The 19,533-nt window shown below is 38.2% G+C and carries 20 protein-coding genes; 16 read left to right on the plus strand and 4 right to left on the minus strand.

Annotated features, from left to right (window positions below):
• The first annotated feature begins 10 nt into the window (after positions 1-10).
• From V7112_RS17835 to V7112_RS17880, 10 genes are all read left to right on the plus strand, one after another.
• Positions 11-1,033, plus strand: a complete 1,023-nt coding sequence (locus tag V7112_RS17835) for an ABC transporter ATP-binding protein (protein WP_335422307.1) — start codon at positions 11-13, stop codon at positions 1,031-1,033.
• Entirely contained in the window at positions 1,026-1,979 is a 954-nt protein-coding gene (locus V7112_RS17840) for an ABC transporter ATP-binding protein (RefSeq protein WP_335422309.1), read from the plus strand. Before V7112_RS17835 ends, V7112_RS17840 begins: the two co-directional genes overlap by 8 nt.
• Before the next feature lie 22 nt (positions 1,980-2,001).
• Positions 2,002-3,618 carry a peptide ABC transporter substrate-binding protein gene (locus tag V7112_RS17845; protein ID WP_335422311.1) on the plus strand — a complete coding sequence of 539 codons (1,617 nt, stop codon included), beginning with the start codon at positions 2,002-2,004 and terminating at the stop codon, positions 3,616-3,618.
• A 28-nt stretch (positions 3,619-3,646) separates the two neighbouring features.
• Complete coding sequence (locus tag V7112_RS17850; protein ID WP_335422313.1) at positions 3,647-4,024, plus strand: DUF3899 domain-containing protein; 378 nt, start codon at positions 3,647-3,649, stop codon at positions 4,022-4,024.
• Positions 4,025-4,235: 211 nt separating this feature from the next.
• Positions 4,236-4,568: a metal-sensitive transcriptional regulator gene (locus V7112_RS17855; RefSeq protein ID WP_335422315.1), complete on the plus strand. Its 333-nt coding sequence runs from the start codon at positions 4,236-4,238 to the stop codon at positions 4,566-4,568.
• 73 nt (positions 4,569-4,641) lie between these two features.
• A complete protein-coding gene (copZ, locus tag V7112_RS17860; protein ID WP_335422317.1) occupies positions 4,642-4,848 on the plus strand; it encodes a copper chaperone CopZ in 207 nt (68 codons plus the stop codon).
• A gap of 73 nt (positions 4,849-4,921) precedes the next feature.
• The gene (locus V7112_RS17865) at positions 4,922-7,354 is read left to right on the plus strand and encodes a heavy metal translocating P-type ATPase (protein WP_335422319.1); all 2,433 of its coding nucleotides are present in this window, start codon (positions 4,922-4,924) and stop codon (positions 7,352-7,354) included.
• A 96-nt stretch (positions 7,355-7,450) separates the two neighbouring features.
• Positions 7,451-8,077, plus strand: a complete 627-nt coding sequence (locus V7112_RS17870) for a nitrite reductase (RefSeq protein WP_335422321.1) — start codon at positions 7,451-7,453, stop codon at positions 8,075-8,077.
• A 71-nt stretch (positions 8,078-8,148) separates the two neighbouring features.
• Entirely contained in the window at positions 8,149-8,772 is a 624-nt protein-coding gene (locus V7112_RS17875) for a DJ-1/PfpI family protein (protein ID WP_335422323.1), read from the plus strand.
• A gap of 80 nt (positions 8,773-8,852) precedes the next feature.
• On the plus strand, positions 8,853-9,413 hold the full coding sequence (locus V7112_RS17880) for a TVP38/TMEM64 family protein (protein WP_335422326.1): 561 nt from the start codon (positions 8,853-8,855) through the stop codon (positions 9,411-9,413).
• 100 nt (positions 9,414-9,513) lie between these two features.
• Here the strand turns inward: V7112_RS17880 and V7112_RS17885 are convergent, their stop codons facing one another.
• The gene (locus V7112_RS17885) at positions 9,514-9,828 is read right to left on the minus strand and encodes a winged helix-turn-helix transcriptional regulator (RefSeq protein WP_335422328.1); all 315 of its coding nucleotides are present in this window, start codon (positions 9,826-9,828) and stop codon (positions 9,514-9,516) included.
• 182 nt (positions 9,829-10,010) lie between these two features.
• Between V7112_RS17885 and V7112_RS17890 the strand changes: the two genes are divergently transcribed.
• The 3 genes from V7112_RS17890 (at position 10,011) to V7112_RS17900 (ending at position 13,275) form a co-directional block, all read left to right on the plus strand.
• On the plus strand, positions 10,011-10,859 hold the full coding sequence (locus tag V7112_RS17890; protein WP_335422331.1) for a VOC family protein: 849 nt from the start codon (positions 10,011-10,013) through the stop codon (positions 10,857-10,859).
• A 19-nt stretch (positions 10,860-10,878) separates the two neighbouring features.
• Entirely contained in the window at positions 10,879-11,940 is a 1,062-nt protein-coding gene (locus tag V7112_RS17895; protein WP_335422333.1) for an LLM class flavin-dependent oxidoreductase, read from the plus strand.
• A gap of 591 nt (positions 11,941-12,531) precedes the next feature.
• On the plus strand, positions 12,532-13,275 hold the full coding sequence (locus V7112_RS17900) for a sulfite exporter TauE/SafE family protein (protein WP_335422334.1): 744 nt from the start codon (positions 12,532-12,534) through the stop codon (positions 13,273-13,275).
• Between the two features lie 316 nt (positions 13,276-13,591).
• Here V7112_RS17900 and V7112_RS17905 read toward each other — a convergent pair whose 3' ends face one another.
• Positions 13,592-13,951 carry a Lin0512 family protein gene (locus tag V7112_RS17905; RefSeq protein WP_335422336.1) on the minus strand — a complete coding sequence of 120 codons (360 nt, stop codon included), beginning with the start codon at positions 13,949-13,951 and terminating at the stop codon, positions 13,592-13,594.
• A 297-nt stretch (positions 13,952-14,248) separates the two neighbouring features.
• Here V7112_RS17905 and V7112_RS17910 point away from each other — a divergent pair, with 297 nt between their 5' ends.
• Positions 14,249-15,943, plus strand: a complete 1,695-nt coding sequence (locus V7112_RS17910; protein WP_335422339.1) for a PAS domain S-box protein — start codon at positions 14,249-14,251, stop codon at positions 15,941-15,943.
• A 54-nt stretch (positions 15,944-15,997) separates the two neighbouring features.
• Here the strand turns inward: V7112_RS17910 and V7112_RS17915 are convergent, their stop codons facing one another.
• Positions 15,998-16,681 (minus strand): aspartate/glutamate racemase family protein, encoded by a 684-nt coding sequence (locus V7112_RS17915; protein ID WP_335422341.1) that lies wholly within the window; start codon positions 16,679-16,681, stop codon positions 15,998-16,000.
• A gap of 83 nt (positions 16,682-16,764) precedes the next feature.
• A complete protein-coding gene (locus V7112_RS17920; RefSeq protein ID WP_335422343.1) occupies positions 16,765-17,985 on the minus strand; it encodes a dicarboxylate/amino acid:cation symporter in 1,221 nt (406 codons plus the stop codon).
• A gap of 367 nt (positions 17,986-18,352) precedes the next feature.
• Here V7112_RS17920 and V7112_RS17925 point away from each other — a divergent pair, with 367 nt between their 5' ends.
• Together V7112_RS17925 and V7112_RS17930 are read left to right on the plus strand one after the other, a co-directional pair.
• Positions 18,353-19,009: a helix-turn-helix transcriptional regulator gene (locus V7112_RS17925; RefSeq protein ID WP_335422345.1), complete on the plus strand. Its 657-nt coding sequence runs from the start codon at positions 18,353-18,355 to the stop codon at positions 19,007-19,009.
• A 48-nt stretch (positions 19,010-19,057) separates the two neighbouring features.
• Entirely contained in the window at positions 19,058-19,435 is a 378-nt protein-coding gene (locus V7112_RS17930) for a RidA family protein (RefSeq protein WP_335422347.1), read from the plus strand.
• Positions 19,436-19,533: the final 98 nt, after the last annotated feature.

Raw genomic sequence — 19,533 nt, forward strand, 5'->3', positions numbered from 1 at the left:
GGTGTGTTGATTGAATCATTTATTGGAAGTAGAAGATTTAAAGGTTTCTTTCCGTGTATCAAGCGGTGAAATCCATGCCCTAAGAGGTGTCTCTTTTCATGTTAAGAGTGGGGAAACACTTGCTGTTGTTGGGGAAAGCGGATGTGGCAAGAGTGTTACGGCGCAGGCGATTATGGGTATGATTCCTTCCCAACATGGACGGGTGAAAGAGGGAAGGATTCAATTTAAAGGCCAGGACTTAACAAAGTTTAACAAGAAGGAATTTAGAAATATACGTGGATCCGAAATTGGAATGGTTTTCCAAGATCCAATGACCTCTCTCAATCCAACGATGAAAGTAGGCAGTCAAATTGATGAAGTCCTGATAAGAAACAAAAAGCTGTCAAAGAAAGAAGCCAAACAAAGAACGATTGAGTTACTAAAGCTTGTTGGAATTTCAGATGCTCCAAACCGTTATTCTCAGTATCCGCATGAATTTAGTGGAGGTATGAGACAACGGGTCGTCATTGCGATTGCATTAGCCTGCAATCCTGACTTAATTATTGCCGATGAACCTACGACCGCATTGGACGTTACAATTCAGGCGCAGATTTTAGAATTATTAACAAAGCTACAGAAAGAAAGAAACACCTCGATTATGCTCATCACTCATGATTTGGGTGTCGTTGCAGAGGTTGCTGACCGAGTAGCCGTTATGTATGCCGGCATGGTTGTTGAAAGTGGTAAGGTGGAAGAAATATTTGAAAACCCGAAACATCCGTATACATGGGGTTTATTAAATTCAGTACCAAAGCATGAGAGTAATGAAAAGGAAAGATTAGTTCCGATTGAAGGTTCTCCACCTGACCTATTCGACCCTCCTAAGGGATGCCCCTTTGCGGCTCGTTGTCCTTTTACTATGGAAGTTTGTCTCGAACATATGCCAGGAAAGGAAATGTTCACGGAAAATCATGAGGCTCGCTGCTGGCTGAATGATTCTAGAGCTCCGAAGCATGAAGAATTGATCGCAGCAGGGAGGAATAACATTGTCTGAGTATGTCTTAGAGGTTCAGGAAGTCAAAAAACATTTTAAAATGGGCAAAAGAAAAACCGTTAAATCAGTCGATGGAATTTCCTTCGCTATTCGAAAAGGAGAAACGCTCGGATTAGTTGGTGAAAGTGGCAGTGGGAAGTCTACACTTGGGCGAACGATTGTCGGCCTCTATGAAACAACCTCCGGGAATGTGCTCTTTAACGGTGAGAACATTTCAAATCTTAACGGTAAAGAGAAAAAAGAGTTAAGTAGGCAAATGCAAATGATTTTTCAAGACCCAACCGCCTCTCTCAACCCAAGAATGAAGGTCGGCGACATTATTGCTGAAGGGATTGATGCGTATAAGCTTTTACGAGGAAAAGAGAGAAAAGAAAGAGTCATAGAATTGCTAGAAAAGGTTGGTTTACATGCTGACCATGCGAAGCGATTTCCTCATGAATTCAGTGGGGGGCAACGACAAAGAATCGGAATTGCTAGGGCATTGGCACTTAATCCTTCATTTATCGTAGCGGATGAACCGATTTCGGCACTAGATGTTTCCATTCAGGCACAGGTGATTAACCTTCTTGAAGACTTGCAAAAGGAAAATGAACTGACCTATTTATTCATTGCCCATGATTTAGCCATGGTGAAACATATCAGTGATCGTATTGGTGTGATGTATATGGGGAAATTGGTAGAGCTTACGACCAGTGATGCATTGTTCCGAGATCCACTTCATCCCTACACACATGCATTATTATCGGCCATACCTGTAACGGAACCGAAATTGAGGGGAACTCGGGAGCGAATCGTGCTTTCGGGTGATCCACCTAGTCCATTAAATCCGCCATCTGGTTGTCCTTTTAGAACTAGATGTCCTAAAGCAATGGAGAAATGTGGGGAAGTGATGCCAGAGTGGAAGGAAATCAAGGCGGAACACTGGGTAGCTTGTCACTTACATTAAAAAAGAAAGGGAGGAACAAAAAGTGAAAAAAGTTTCATTGATTTTTATTACATTATTGGTTTTAATTATTGCCGGATGTGGTAATAAAGAAGCTGGCGATACAAATAGTGGAGATTCAAAAGAGAATGTAGCACAGGAGCTAACGTTAAATCTTGGTGGAGAGCCTTATACAATTGATCCGGCTTTTGCATCAGATACGACCTCATTTTGGGTGATTGATAATTTATATCAAGGATTATACATGTATGACAAAGAAGGAAATATTGTTGAAGGAACAGCTAGTAAAGTAGATATTTCTGAGGATGGAAATACATACACCTTCACCATTCGTGATGGTGTAGAATGGTCGAACGGAGATCCGTTAACAGCAAAGGATTTTGAATTTGCTTGGAAACGTGTGTTAAATCCAGAAACAGCTGCCTATGACCCATCAAGTTTCTACTATATAAAGGGTGCTGAAGAATATAACACTGGAAAAGGTACTGTAGAAGATGTAGGAATTAAAGCAACTGATGATCAAACATTAGTAGTCGAATTAAATACACCAGTTAAATTTTTCCCTAAAGTACTTCTGGGCCAAGGATTCATGCCGGTTAACCAAAAGGTAGTTGAAGCGAATGAAGACTGGGCTGCAGAAGCAGAAACAGTTGTAACAAACGGACCATACTCATTAGTAAGTTGGGATCACAATAATGAACTAGTAATTGAAAAAAGTGATTCTTATTGGGATAAAGAAAGCATCACCATGGAGAAAGTAACCTTCAAAATGGTCGCAGATGCAACAACTGAATACCAAATGTACAAATCTGGTGAGCTTGACTTAGTAGAATCGATTCAAGTAGATGCCATCGAGCAGGAAAAAAGCAGCGAGGAATACCATAATAATCCTTCGTTCAGTGTTTACACTTACTCTTTCAATGTAGAGGAAGAACCATTTAATAATGCAAAAATCAGAAGAGCCTTTGCATCAGCCATTGATCGTGAAGCCATCACGAAACATATTTCAAAAGGTGGAGAAATGCCTGCTTACGGTTACGTAGCATACGGAGTTCAAGCCCCAACTGGAAATGATTTTAGAGATGATGCAGATGAGTATTACAAGTTTGATAAAGAAGAAGCACAAAGCCTACTAGAAGAAGGAATGAAGGAAGAAGGCTGGACTGAACTGCCTGCAGTAACATTAAAATATAATTCAGAAGCAAACCATAAGAAAATCGCAGAAGCACTTCAAGAAATGTTTAAAGAAAACCTTGGTGTAACAGTAGAATTGGAAAATCAAGAATGGAAAACATATATTGATACATTTAAACAAAAGAATTTCCAAATCGCAAGAATGGGCTGGGTTGGAGACTTCCTTGATCCATATCCAGTATTAAATCTATATAGCAGTAAAAGCTCAAGTAACTTTACCAATTGGAACAACCCAGAATTTGATCAGTTATTAGAGCAATCTCTAATTGAACAAGATGAAGCAAAGAGATATGAGCTATTACATCAAGCGGAAGCTGTTCTAATGGAAGATATGCCAATCATTCCAATTTACTTCTCTTCACAAAACTCACTTGTAAAGAGTAATGTAGACGGTATTCGATTTGATCCACTTACAAAACCTGATTTCCGATTTGCAACAAAGGAATAGGGATTTCTTTTAAAAGGAGACATTTACGTTGAAAAAGTATTGTTGGTCCGTCGTGTTGGTTATTATTGCTTTTGGAATAGTAAAAGCACTAGGTTTGTATAACTTCCAATCTATGATCATGATTAATCGAATTTTTCTAGCGGGCTTACTAGCATTACTTTTAGGTGCGGTCCTTTATGTAACGAGAAGCGGATTTTTAGATCTGTTTTTATCAGGATTTACGAAAATGAAAGATTCAATGGTAAATAGGTCAACAGCTATGTTGGAGGTTGAAAAACAGATAGCAACCAATGAAGACCTTATTCAATGGAAGGAACAATTTACTTTTCAAGTAATGGTCTATTCACTTGGTTGTGGAACAGGACTACTATTCATTTCAACTATTTTGTCTCTATATAGATCATAAGTAAAAGAGGGTGTTCAAAGATTTTCTTTGGAGCATCCTTTTTTCTTATTTTTTAAGTATTTGTAAATGGAAAGTGCGCAGCATAAGAAATAATTGAACAAACGGTGTCTAGTTTGTGAACCATAATAAATTTTTTGAAAACGGAACCTCTTCCTACTTTACATACCCTTTGGGGGTATGTTAAGATGAAATCAAGTTAGGAGGTTATGCTATGGAAAACAAAGCTGAAGAAGTAAACTGTCATTCAGAATGTGGTACATCTGAACGTAAAAGTCATCATCCTGAACATGTGAAACAGAATTTGTCAAATCGTTTAAACCGGATCGAAGGTCAAATTCGAGGCATTAAGGGAATGATTGAAAAAGACGTTTACTGTGATGATGTTATAACCCAGATTTCGGCAACCCAATCAGCTTTAAATAGTGTGGCCAAAATTCTTTTGGAAGGTCATTTAAAAGGCTGTGTCGTAGATCGCCTTTCGGAAGGTGACGATGAAGTTTTAGATGAATTAGTTGTTACCATCCAAAAATTAATGAAAAAATAATTTTTTTTAAAGCTTTTATACCCCTATATAGTATCGGGGATCATCATATATTTTTAAAAGGAGAGTATAAATTATGCAAACTGTAACATTAAACGTACACGGAATGTCTTGCGGACATTGTGTAAAGGCTGTAGAAGGTAGCGTTGGCGTGTTAGAAGGTGTTAGTGAAGTAAAGGTAAAATTAGATGAAGCTTTGGTTGAAGTAGCGTTTGATGAATCCAAAGTATCTCTTGATAAAATTAAAGAAACAATTGACGATCAAGGATATGACGTAGAGTAAGAGTGCTTCCATAGCACTCTCTCATTTTCGAAAAAATATACCCCTTGGAGGTATAAAGGAGGTAGGGAAGATCATGAGTACCGAAGCAGCAGCAGCTAGAAAGTTGAAGGAAGCGAGCATTCAAATTACAGGGATGACTTGTGCAGCGTGTTCGACACGTATTGAAAAAGGGTTAAATAAAATGGAGGGCGTTGAGCAGGCATCCGTTAACCTAGCACTTGAAAAGTCTACGATTAAATATGATCCATCAAAACTGAGTGAAGCAGATTTTGAAAAGAAAATCGAAGCACTTGGTTATGGTGTAGTGAAACAAAAAGCAGAATTTGAAATTACAGGGATGACCTGTGCAGCGTGTTCGACACGCATCGAAAAAGGGCTAAACAAGATGGAAGGTGTTTCAATTGCAAACGTAAATTTAGCACTTGAAAAAGCAACCATTGAATTTAATCCATCAGAGGTAACAATTGCAGATATTATTGCAAAGGTAGAGAAGTTAGGCTACGGTGCACACCAAAAGCAAGAGGATAAAGAACAAGTAGACTATCGTGAAAAACACATTAAAGATCAGCAACGAAAATTCATTTTTTCAGCGATTTTATCGTTACCATTATTATGGACGATGGTAGGGCATTTTTCCTTTACATCGTTTTTATATGTTCCAGATTTCTTAATGAATCCTTGGATTCAACTGATCTTGGCAACACCGGTACAATTTATTATCGGGAAACAGTTTTATGTAGGAGCCTATAAGGCACTACGTAATGGAAGTGCAAACATGGACGTCCTCGTTGCTATGGGTACTTCAGCAGCCTATTTTTATAGTGTGTATCAAGCAATTGTAACAGCCGGAACGGACCAGATGCCACACCTTTACTTTGAAACAAGTGCAGTGCTAATCACACTGATTCTTTTAGGTAAATTATTTGAAGCAAGAGCGAAAGGTCGTTCATCTGAAGCGATTAAAAAATTAATGGGACTTCAGGCAAAAACAGCCATCGTTGTGCGTGATGGAGTTGAGAAAGAAGTTCCGTTAGAAGAAGTCGTAATAGGTGACACCATTTTAGTGAAACCGGGTGAAAAAATCCCTGTTGATGGTGAGGTACTAGAGGGAACAACAGCTGTTGATGAATCGATGTTAACAGGCGAAAGCTTACCAGTAGATAAAACGTCAGGTGATGTCTTATATGGCTCAACGATTAACAAAAATGGCTTCATTAAAATGAAAGCAACAAAAGTCGGTCGTGACACAGCACTAGCCCAAATCATTAAAGTAGTAGAGGACGCACAAGGTTCGAAAGCGCCCATTCAACGTTTGGCTGACCAAATTTCGGGTATTTTTGTTCCAATCGTAGTGGGAATTGCTTTTCTTACATTCCTAGTATGGATCATATGGGTTAGTCCGGGAGAGTTTACACCAGCACTTGAAGTGTTAATTGCTATTCTTGTAATTGCTTGTCCATGTGCACTCGGTTTAGCAACGCCGACCTCGATTATGGCGGGCTCTGGTCGCGCAGCTGAATTTGGGATTTTGTTTAAAGGTGGCGAGCATTTAGAACAAACCCAGGGTATTGATACAGTTGTAGTCGACAAAACGGGTACTGTAACCCATGGTAAACCAGTTTTAACGGATGTTTTAACAGCAGATGCCCAAGATGAAGAGACATTTTTATCATTAATCGGTGCAGCTGAAAAACAATCTGAGCATCCACTCGCACAAGCGATTGTTGAGGGGATCCGGGAAAAAGGCATCGAACTTGGGGATGTTCAATTTTTTGAAGCGATTCCGGGATATGGTGTCATTGCGACGGTTTCAGGCCAAGGGATTGTTATTGGTACACGTAAACTTATGCAGCAATATGGAATTGATGTCCAATCGGTTTTACCTGAGATGGAAAAACTTGAAACCGACGGTAAGACAGCGATGCTAGCGGGTATTAATGGACAGTATGCGGGACTAGTTGCCGTAGCGGATACCGTGAAAGATACTTCTAAAGAAGCGGTAAGACGCCTACATGATATGGGTATTCACGTCATTATGATGACAGGTGATAACGAGCGCGCAGCACAGGCTATTGGGAAAGAGGTAGGCGTTGATACGGTTATTGCAGAAGTACTTCCTGAAGGCAAAGCAGAGGAAGTGAAAAAATTACAACAACAGGGTAAAAAAGTGGCAATGGTCGGGGACGGCATCAATGACGCACCAGCACTTGCTAGTGCAGATATTGGAATGGCCATTGGCACAGGTACGGATGTTGCAATGGAAGCAGCAGATATTACACTGATTAGTGGTGACCTCAATAGTATTGCTGATGCAATATTAATGAGTCGCAAAACAATGCGAAATATTAAGCAAAACTTATTCTGGGCCTTTGCTTATAACACCATTGGGATTCCAATTGCTGCAGTAGGATTGCTTGCACCATGGGTAGCAGGTGCAGCAATGGCATTCAGTTCCGTATCGGTCGTATTAAACGCATTACGATTACAACGAGTAAAATTAAAATAATATAGGGACGATTAGGACAGGTGCCTTGACCCACATTCATTTGAATCTGGGACATTGAACCTGTCCCTTTGCCCCATAGTAGGATGTGAGAATGGGATGGATCAAACGGATAAAAAGGTTAAATTGGCTGTGAATGGTGGAATTTCATTTGGTGCAAAATTAAATGCCAAACAACTGGTTGTCATTGCTGAGTACCTAAACGATGGCGATGAACTTGAGTTAACAACCTTCCAACAGCTTTATATAGAAGTACTAGAAAGTAAAGTTGAAATGGTGAAAGAAAAATTTGAGGAAGTCGGTTTATCCTGTTACCCTGTAGGGAATTTTGTAAAAAGCTTAAGAACTTGTAATTTTTGTAAAGGTGCAGAAGAAGAAGGGATGCCTGTAGCGATTGAACTTAATAATCGAATTGCCGGAAAACAGGTTCCTTTTACGCTTCGCCCAGCCTATACAGGATGTCCTGTTGGATGTGGTGAGCCTTTAGTAAATGATATTGGCGTCATGAAAGTAAAAGACGCATATGATTTATATATCGGCGGAAAAGCGAAAGGAAAAGATGCCAAAGCAGGCACTTTATTATTGGAGCAGCTAACCCCAGAACAGCTTTTTGAAGTTGTTGAAAAGTTAATTACGATTTATGCTGAACATGGCAAGAAGAGAGAACAATTTTCAAAATTTATTAATCGTTATGGTTTAGAAAACATAAAAATGTCAGTTATATAAATGCTTCTGTTCATGGGATGGGGGTAAAGATGAAATTATTAAAAAATAGTTTCGGATAAAGGGGATTGGAAATGAAAAAGCGAAAGGTCGGAATCTTACTTTTTGACTATGTGGATGTCTTAGACTTTGCTGGTCCTGCTGAGGTGTTATCATTAACAGCTAAAAACAAAGCTGAACAAGCATTAACCCTATACAAAAAACATTTACTACCAACTAGACCATTCGAAGTATATACTCTTTCGGAAACAGGAGAAGAAATTAAAACTCATTCGGATATAAAGGTAAAGCCAGACTTTAGCATTGATAATAGTCCAGAATTAGATATTCTACTAATTCCAGGTGGTCCCTTACGAGCAGTACAGGATGTAGCTAAAAACAAAAAAATCATAGAGTGGATTATTACTCATAAAGGCATTGATTTCATATGCTCAGTTTGCACTGGAGCATACATATTAGGTGAAACTGGCTTGCTAAATGGAAAGAAGGCAACCACCCATCATTTAGCTTTAAAATTGCTACAAGAAAAGTATCCTGAGATTAACGTTTTATCCGACAGAAAAGTAGTGCAGGATGGCAATATCATAACCTCTGGCGGAGTTTCTTCAGGAATAAATATGGCACTACATCTTGTTGAGCAAATCATGGGGAAATCTGCTGCTGAAAGAACTGCCAAAACGATCGAATTTATAATTTGAATTTATCATTAAAGGTAGCTTAGTTAAATAAAGGTTCGTCTCGTATTTTAAGAGGTGGTCAATGGACACGGAGGAAGAGTATGCAGGATTGGCTAGTGGAAGTTCTAGTTAACTATAAAGAGTTCGCTGTTGTAGTCAGTTTGCTGATTAATATAATAATCAGCGTCCTTGGCTTTATTCCCAGTGTTTTTATAACTGCTGCAAACCTACTAGTCTTTGGTTTTTGGAAGGGAACCTTCATTTCTTTTTTAGGAGAGACTATAGGAGCTATTGTCTCTTTTTGGCTATACCGAAAGGGTTTTAAAAGATATGTAGGAAAAAAGCTGGATAAATATCCACTTGTATCTAAACTCCTTGGGACTAAAGGGAAGGAAGCCTTTTTTCTAATCCTTTCTTTGCGATTATTACCTTTTATGCCATCAGGTTTAGTAACCTTCGCATCCGCAATGGGTAAGGTTAGTCTAATCGTTTTTCTTTTTGCAAGCTCAATCGGAAAGATACCAGCCCTACTTATTGAAGCATATTCAGTGAATCAAGTAACGAATTGGACCACAGAAGGAAAGGTCATTTTAACAATACTCTCAATGTTAGGGTTGATCTATATCATAAGAAATCTAAGTAAGAATTATAAAGATAAATAATGAGTGGAGTTCGAACTATCCTACAAACTAAAACAGGGCTGTTCTCAATTGTCGTTGTATGACGTTTGGAACAGCCCTTTTACTATGTGTCTTTTCTATTCTATTCTGGTTTTACCCATTCTTGTGACCATCTTTCAATCTCCCTTAAAATGGGCTCCATCGTATGTCCTTTTTCCGTTAATGAATATTCAATAATAACGGGTGTTTCTGGAATAACTTCACGTCTAACCAATCCTCGGTGCTCTAGATCTTTTAAACGGTCTGATAGGACTTTGCCACTTATACCTATAGAAGATTGAATTTCATTAAACCTCTGAGGTCCCAATAATAATTGATAGATCACTAATGCCGTCCATCTCTGACTTAATAGCGAAATTGCCTTTTCAAATTTTGGACATATAGTAGGTTGTTTCATTTTTTCATGCACCTCTCTTGGTCACTATTATATCAAAAACAAACGGTTAATTACAAATTGAAATCTAATCACTTGACATAATTTATTTATATAAATATACTTACTTACATAAAGTAACTGATATGAAACACTAGAAACATTGGAATAATAAACTTTAAAGAGAGTACCCTAGGAGGGCTATTATGGGATATCACACAAAACCTACGACATTCGTGGGACATGTCAAAATCAAAGTTACAAAACTTGAACGTTCTATACAATTTTATAAGGAAATACTTGGTTTCGATATTTTGGAACAAACAGCATCAACAGCAAAGCTAACAACAGATGGAAAAACGAGTATTCTTTCACTCGTACAACCAGAAGATGTGGTCCCAAAACAAGGAAGAACGACTGGGCTATATCATTTTGCTCTTCTTTTACCTACTAAATCAGATTTGGCGAATATCGTAGTTCATTTAGTTGAAAAAGGGATTCGCTTTGGATCTTCTGACCATCTAGTGAGTGAAGCATTGTATTTACATGATCCCGATGGAAACGAAATTGAAATTTATATAGACCGCGATCCTTCAGAATGGAATTGGAATGGCGATGAAGTGGATATGGCAGTTGATCCACTTGATTTTGAACGATTATTAAAAAACTCTGTACCGGGTAAGCCATGGCAGATGCCAAAGCAAACGGTTATGGGGCATATACACTTACATGTAGCCGAATTAAAAAAGACTGAAGAATTTTATGTAAAAGGACTTGGAATGGATGTCGTCAATCGATTTGGAGGGCAAGCATTATTCCTTTCTTATGGAAAATACCACCATCACATTGGGGTTAATACATGGAATGGAGTAGGGGCACCGATGCCGCCTAAAAATGGTGTTGGACTTGAATTTTATACACTCATTTTTCCAAGTGAAGAAGCTCGTGCCGGGATGGTGAATAATTTAAAACAGATTGGTGCGACTGTTTTAGAAGAAAATAATAACATCATTACGCATGATCCTTCTGGTAATCAAATTATTTTATCGCTATAAAGTAAAGGAGGAACCCTCTATGAATCAAGATAAAAAAAGTGGAATTGAAATTGGGATTTACACACTTGCAGATATTGGCCCTGACCCCCTAACAGGAAACACAATTACGGTCGGGGAAAGGGTAAAAGAAATCGTTCAAGCCGCAAAATTGGCTGACGAGGCAGGGCTAGATGTATTTGGAATAGGAGAACATCATCGTCTTGATTATGCGTCATCTTCTCCAGCAGTTTTACTGGCTGCTATTGCACAAGTAACCAATCAAATTCGATTAACAAGCACAACAAGTGTATTGAGCACGCTTGATCCTGTTCGTCTTTTTGAGGATTTTGCTACAGTCGATTTACTTTCAGATGGTCGGGCCGAAATCCTAGCTGGTAGAGGGGCATTTATAGAATCATTTCCTCTTTTTGGCTATAGTACGAACGATTATGATGAATTATTTGAAGAACATATGGATCTCCTTTTACAATTGTCAAAAAATGAAACCGTCACATGGTCAGGGAAATTCCGTTCATCCTTACGAAATGCTGAAATTGCGCCAAGGCCGGTACAAGAAAATTTACCGGTTTGGATTGGAGTTGGAGGGACACCTGAGAGTGCTGTACGTGCTGGAAGATTTGGAGTGGGAATGGCATTAGCGATTTTAGGTGGTCATCCAAGACGCTTTAAGCCACTTGTCGATCTGTATCGGCAAGCTGGGATAGACGCTGGGCATGCACCTGAATCGTTAAAGGTTGGTGTAACTGGCCATGCTTATCTAGCTGAGACAACGGAGCAAGCGAAAGACGAGTTTTATCCGTATTACTCCAATTACTGGGGATACGTGAATCGTCAGCGTGGCATGGGGACAAGGATGTCCAGGGCTGACTTTGAACAGATGGCGAGTCCAGAAACTGCGTTGTTCGTGGGCAGTCCGCAGCAGGTCGCCGAAAAGATCCTTCAACAATACGAACTTTTCGGGCATCAACGTTTCCTTGCGCAACTAGACATAGGTGGACAACCATTTAAAAATGTCGCAAAAGGGATTGAATTGTTAGCAACGGAAGTAGCTCCAATCGTTCGAAGAGAAACAGGGAAATAATTCGGAGCTACACTTATTTTAAAAATGAGAGCCTGACTCCTACCGGATTAACGAATGAATCTGGTAGGGGGTGAGGCTTTTTTTATGTCGCAATATCTTGGAAAAAAGGAGGTGTTGGACTTGCAAAGCACTGAAAGACACCGATATTTGGATAAAATTGGGGGATGTTAGACCTGCAAAACTTCGAAAGAGGCGCGTGATTGGATAAAACTAGGAGATGACTGACATGCAAAGCTTCGAAAGAGGTATTCAACTGGATAAAACTAGGATACACCTAACGTGCAAAGCTCTGTAAGAGGCACCCGATTGGATAAAACTAGGAGATGCATAACATACAAAGCTCCAAAAGAGGCCTCCATCTGGATAAAACCAGGAATACCTACCGTGCAAATCCCAGAAAGGCAACCCTCAACTCGATGAAACTAAGAAATCCTAGTAGGTCCAGTTCAAATCAACGTCGCTATACTTCCAGCAGCAAAAGAATACATACCTCTCCCACATTTTTTAGTTCCAAGTTCAATTGCTTAATGGTAAAGTTTTATAATAAAACTGTTTTTTCAATTAGGTTGCCTTTTATTGGGGGAAATATAGATGGCTATCACGCTTACGATGCTTATACTAGGATTGTTATTAGGGTTTGTTGGGGCTGGGGGATCTGGTTTCATTATTGCACTATTGACAGTTGTGTTTGGAGTGCCTATTCATACCGCACTTGGGACATCGCTTGCTGCAATGGTATTTACGACTTTATCAGGAGCTTACAGCCACTATCAACAAGGCAATATCGATTTGAAAACAGGACTAGCCGTTGGGGGATTTGGTGCGGTCACTGCCTATTTGGGTTCCTTGATTGCAGTGTGGATTCCGGTTAATTTGTTACATTGGTTGACAGCTGGAATGCTGTTCCTATCTGCTGTTATGCTAATGGTTCGTTTGTTTATTATCAATAAAATAGATAGAAATCATAATTTGTCAAAACGAAAAGCCCTCTTTGTGCGTTCTGCTATAGTCGGAATCGTCTGTGGTGTTTTGTCAGGGACCTTTGGAATTGGCTCCACTCCATTTATTCAAATTGGATTATTGACTATATTAGGGCTCTCTGTTCAAAAGTCTGTTGGAACTACAATGCTTGTGATTTTGCCAATCGCCTTAGCAGGTGGAGTTGGTTATTATTTTGAGGGGTACCTTGATTTTCTGCTACTTCTTCAAGTATTAGCGGGAACGATGGTCGGCTCATACATTGGTGCGAAATTTACCAATTATGTTCCACTCCCCATTTTAAAGAGTGCAATGGTGCTCACGCCAGTTATAGCTGGGACTATTTTGCTGTTTTAAAAGTGTGTGGAAACCAGAATATAAAGAAATTGAAGGTGTTAGGCATCAGGGTGTCTGGCACTTTTTTGTTACAATGGCAAATTGTAATCCCCACCCTTTGTGAGGGAATACTGGAGTGAGAATCCAGACAATAAAGAAGTAAAATCTACCTTTTTGAAGATCAAAATATAAGTAACAGTGCCACATACAAAAATAACGATGCCGCACACTTGTTCATTTTAAGGGACTTCATGCAGAAATTAGCAGGATTTTTTAAAGTGTAGTGCGACGCGTAGACAGGTCCCGCGTCGCACTAACATTAGAAAAGGAATAGAGCCTAATACCCAACCTCGACTGATGCGACGACGATGTACATTAAATCGTTTTGATCGCCTTTTTCCTCAAGGACGATTCCGCTTGTCGTCAGCATTCCACCGTCCATCACTTCCACTGAGACTTTTCCAAATGGTATAGCCCCTTTAACTGCATCGATATCTAGCTTTTCTTTATCACAAGGAATCGCTAATTTTACATTGACTACCATATTGTCTAAGCTATTGCCCGGCAGTACAGATCGAATTCCTGGCATTGAATTAAAATGAATCGCATTTTTCACCGCGCGGATAGCAGCCTTCGTAATATTTTGACCGTGCACATCAATTCCCATCCCGGTTTCAATAAACATCAATTTTTCCATCAAATATACACCTCGTTAATACGTGATAATTCTATTTTAGATAATTAAGCCATATGATACAACTTTAAGATGGGTATGACATTGATTCTGTGTGATTGCGAATGTGAGGTAAAAAATGAAAGAAAGCAGGGGAAAATGTAGGTTGTCTTGTAAAAAAATTACGCTAGTTAAGTAAGAATATGGTAACATTATGATGGATAATTTATGGAAAAAACGAATAATGAAGAATGTAAAATTTACAAATAAATTAGATAAATATCGTATATAGAAAGCTAATACATTAAGGGGACTTTGAAAGTGAAGTACACAGGAAGATTGTGGTTAATTGGGCTAGTATTGTTTTCCGGAGCCATATTTAAAATCAATGCATATTTAACTTTAGGACATATTCCTTTGACAGAATGGGTTATTAACGCGGTTTTTATTTTTCCTGCTTGGTGGTGTGGGTTACAATATGACAAAGCCAAATATTACGCCAAAGAATTAAAGAAAAAGGAAGAGGAATTAAACCAGCTTTTTAACAGTATTGACGCTGTTATTTTTTCTTTTGATCTAGTAACAAATAAATTAATGGTTTCATCAAAATTAAATAATTTTTATGGATATTCCGCTAATCAAATTTATAATAGTAATTTTTTATGGAGAGAATTCGTCTTCCATGAAGATATTCATATCGTGAATAAATTAGAGGAGGATTTATTAAAAGGTAAAGCTGTAGTAAGTGAATACCGAATTTTACTACCAAATGGGGAGATAAAATGGATTCAAAAAAGGGTTACACCCATTTTTGATTCTAATGGGAAGTTAGTAAAAATAAATGGGATTGACATTGACATTGATCCCCGGAAAAAAGTTGAAGCGTTACTTAAGCATACACAAGCACAAAATCGAAAGCTTTTAGAAAAACGTTTAGAGGAATCTGAACAACGTTTTGAGTCTTTATATGTCCATAATTCCGATGCTATTTTCACACTTAATTTAGAAGGAGAATTGATGGACACGAATCCAGCGTCGGAAACATTAATCGGTTATAGCCTGGAGGAACTCCAAAAAATGGGGTGGGATTCAATTGTTATTCAGGAAGACCGAACAAGACATCAACAGCATTTTCATGATGTCAAAGAAGGGAAGCATCAGGAATTTAATGTATCTATGATTCACAAAGATGGTAGAAAAAGAATGGTAGAGATAAAAATGATACCGATAATCAATGAGAATGAATTTATTGGAATTTATCAAATCGCAAAAGATATTACCGATTCGAAATTAGCAGAAGAAATGATAAGAAGATCTGATAAGCTCTCTGTAGTTGGTCAATTAGCAGCAGGAGTTGCCCATGAAATTCGTAATCCATTAACTACGCTAAAGGGATTTGTTCAATTTCTTAAATCGGATATTGATAATCGGTATGCTGATATTATGCTAACCGAGCTAGAACGAATTAATTTGATTGTAAGTGAGTTTCTGATTCTTGCAAAGCCCCAAGGGATAAAGTACGAACGTATGAATGTAAGCAAGATTTTACGTGATGTTGTTTCATTACTAGAAACTCAAGCTATATTAAACAAAATCCATATTCAACTTGAAGATGATATAGAAAATCCAGTTATATCTTGTGAACAGAATCAATTAAAGCAAGTTTTTATTAATCTTCTAAAAAATGCAATGGAATCTATGCAAAATGGTGGAGAAATTATCGTTAAGGTTAAAAGAAAAAAGAAAGACATGATTAGTATAAGGTTTATAGATGAAGGAGTCGGAATATCGGAGAAGCAAATTCCAAGACTTGGTGAGCCTTTTTATACCACAAAAGCAGATGGTACGGGGTTAGGTTTAATGGTTTGCTATCGGATTATAGAATCTCACGGTGGCTATATGAAAATTTCGAGCAAATTACAAAAAGGGACCATAGTTGAAGTTTGTCTACCTAACAATCACCATTTTGCCAATGAAGAAAAGCTTTCTAAAACAGATAAACAACTGACCCCGTAGTAAAAAACAGTTTATTTTGCCGGGGTCTAAGCAATTATTTTCTTATTACGCTTACTAGTATTCCAAAATCATATCTACAATCTTTTTCGCGAATATGTTAGTTGGATCTATCACCCTAATCCCATCTAATTCACTTAAAACGAGTGGGATTTCGGTGCAAGCAGCAATAATGGCCTCTGCTCCTTGATCTACTACTGTTTGTGTTGCTTGAAGTAAAAGCTTCTTTCCTTTATTGAGATTTCCACTTTTTACAGCATAAATTCCTTCCATAATACTATCTTGTGTCATTTTGTCGGGTTCCACCACAGCAATTCCTTGTTCGCGAAGGGATTGTTGGTATAGATTTGTTGATAGTGTGCCGTCAGTAGCTAGCAAGGCAATCTTTTTTAAGCCTGCATTTTCTATATATCTAACAGTTTCATTGGGCATATTCAACATCGGGATCTTGACCTTAGCTTGGATATCATTTAAATAATAATGAGCAGTATTACAGGCGATCGCAATCATATCTGCACCTGCTACTTCTAATCTGTTTGCTGATTCGATCATAAAAGGAAGTGGGGTTGAACCCTTACCCAATATCGCATCTGTACGGTCTGGTATTTGTGGGTAGTTATCAACAATCATATGAATGTGATCTTGGTCGCTTTGGGCAGGTGTTAGTTGAATGATTTTTGTCATTAAATCAACTGTAGCAAGTGGTCCCATTCCACCCATAATACCTAATGTTTTTCTCATGTTATCCCCCGTCTATAAAAACGGTTGTTGAAGATTACTCATCCAAATCTCCAACAACCGTTTTATTTTATTTGCGAATAGGCTTATACACTTACCCCACTCGAGACTTTTAATTCTCGTTTTTCCTCGATTGCATTTACGACAACAGCTGCCGAGGCGTCACCTGTGATATTTACAGATGTACGGACCATATCTAAGATTCTATCAATACCGGCAATGAGAGCAATACCTTCTACTGGAAGTCCCACTGAGGTAACGACCATCGTAAGCATAATCAACCCAGCTCCAGGAACCCCTGCAGTACCGATGGAAGCAAGAGTTGCAGTTAATACAATGGTTAACTGTTGTGCAAAAGAAAGATCGTATCCGAAAAATTGTGCGATGAATATAACACATACACCTTGATATAATGCGGTTCCATCCATATTGATGGTCGCTCCCAATGGAAGAACGAAGCTGCTTACTTTTCTAGAAACACCAAGATTCTCTTCTGTGTTTTTAATCGTTATCGGCAAGGTACCGGAGCTACTTGATGTACTAAACGCCACCATACTAGCCGGTGCAATTCCTTTGAAAAATTTAAGCGGACTCATGTTTGCAAAAAGTTTAACCGAGGTAGAATAGGTTAATACAGCGTGTAGTATACATCCTACATAAACGATTAAGATTACCTTTATTAGTGGAAGAAGTACAGATACTCCATATTGCCCAACAGTTGGCGCAATTAAACCGAAAACCCCGATTGGAGCCAACTTCATCACAATGCCAGTAATTTTATACATGATTTCAGCAAGTTCATCAAAGAAGTTATAGACCGTCTTTGCCTTATCTCCTAGTATCGTAATAGCTAGACCGAGGAAGATGGCAAAGAAGATGATTTGCAACATATCCCCATTTACTAACGAAGCAATAGGATTCGTAGGGATGATATTTAATAACGTATCCACAATCCCTGGAGCCTCAGATGCTTCTGCTTTCTCAAGTGATGCTTCGATATTGAGACCTTTACCTGGAGAAAAGATGTTTGCAAGAATTAACCCAATGGTTACAGCTAAAGCCGTGGTTAAAATATAATAAAAAAATGTGATTCCACCCATACGTCCAATTTTCTTTATGTCTCCAGTACCTGCAACACCTACGACAAGGGAAGCCAGAACTAAAGGTACGATAATAAACTTGATCATTCGTAAGAATAAATCACCAAGTGGCTTAACAACCTCAATACTTGGCCCAACAATAGCACCAACAATAATAGCAAGTACAAAAGCAATTAAAATCTGCGAAAGCAAACCAATTTTCTTCATAATAACCTCCTTTGATTGGTGGGATATGGGGACAGGTACCATGTCCCAATGGGTCAATGAACCTGTCCCTTTGTCCCGAGATGCAGAAATTTGTCAAGATTCCGAAAATAGTGAGTAAAAAAATATTGCCTTAAGTTCTTCCTCCTTTCTGTATTTGGTACCGCTTACATTATGTTCGAAAAAATATAAAATTTTATATATAGCTTAATCTTTTTATATAAAAAATAACGGAAATAGTCAATAGTCTCTCATGAAATAATTAAAAATAAAAGAAAAAGGGCGTATTGATTATATAAATAGTTATTGATTTTATATAAAATATTATATATCTTTTAATTAAATCCATTTATGGAAAGGAAACTTTTTTATGAACTCGATACATGAACAGTACATTCCTGTCGCAGAAGTGATTGCCAAAACATTTGGTCACGATTGTGAGGTCGTGTTGCATGATTTAACCGTTCCTCAAAGTTCCGTTGTGTACACGGTTAACAATCATGTAACTGGAAGACAAGTAGGACAAAGCTTTAATCACCTCGTTACAGAAGTGCTGCTATCTCAGAACTTTACGAATGATTATTCAGCAAATTATTATTTTCATACCGATGATGGTAGATTAATTAAATCATCTACTTTGTTAATTAGAAATCATGATAAAAAGGTAGTTGGTGCACTTTGCATTAATATTGATACAACTAGAATTACAGACAATATTAATTGGTTAAATAGCTTAATTCCTCAAAATCCAGATCATCCTTCACAACACGCGTATCAACAGGAAAATATGAATGAAACAGAGCATATACAGGAGGTTGCCAATGATTTAATCGATAAAATTATCGGCAATAAACCGGTAGAAAAACTAAGACGGGATGAAAAGTTAGAGATGGTTCGATTTATGGAGCAAAAAGGGATTTTCTTAATTCGTGGAACAATCGATCGAGTTGCAGAGAAGCTGAATATTTCCAAAGTGACGGTGTACAGCTACATTGAAGAAATTAAAGAAAAAAATAACAAAGGATAAAAAAACTTGTCCTTTTATAAAAAATTCTAAGCTCAAGGAGGGATTCGTATGAAATTTATTTCAATTAAAGGTGCAAAACCAAATCCTGGTCATTATTCTGCTGCAACACAAAAAGGAAACTTCCTCTTCATTTCAGGACAACTCCCGGTTGACCCCTTTACAGGCGAAGGAACTAGTGGCGATATTACTGCCGAAACGAAACAGGTGTTGTCAAACTTAGACCATATACTGGAAGCAGCAGATGTGAGAAAAGAGGACATCATGAAGGTCACCATTTATATTGCAGATATTTCATTATGGGATACTGTCAATTCAATCTACAAACAGTATTTTGGAGATCATAAGCCAGCAAGGGCCGTTGTACCGACCAATCAATTACATTATGGATATTCAATTGAACTTGAGGCAGTTGCATACATTGATTAAAGAGGATGTTCAAAAAGTCCGGTAAAAATGACACATCGAATTTCTGCGTTGGCTTGCTTTTCCGTTCCTCACGTATTAACTGCATACGCTCCGGTACT

The sequence above is a fragment of the Bacillus sp. JJ1566 genome (assembly GCF_036962685.1).
In the GTDB taxonomy this organism is placed as follows: domain Bacteria; phylum Bacillota; class Bacilli; order Bacillales; family Bacillaceae_L; genus Ferdinandcohnia.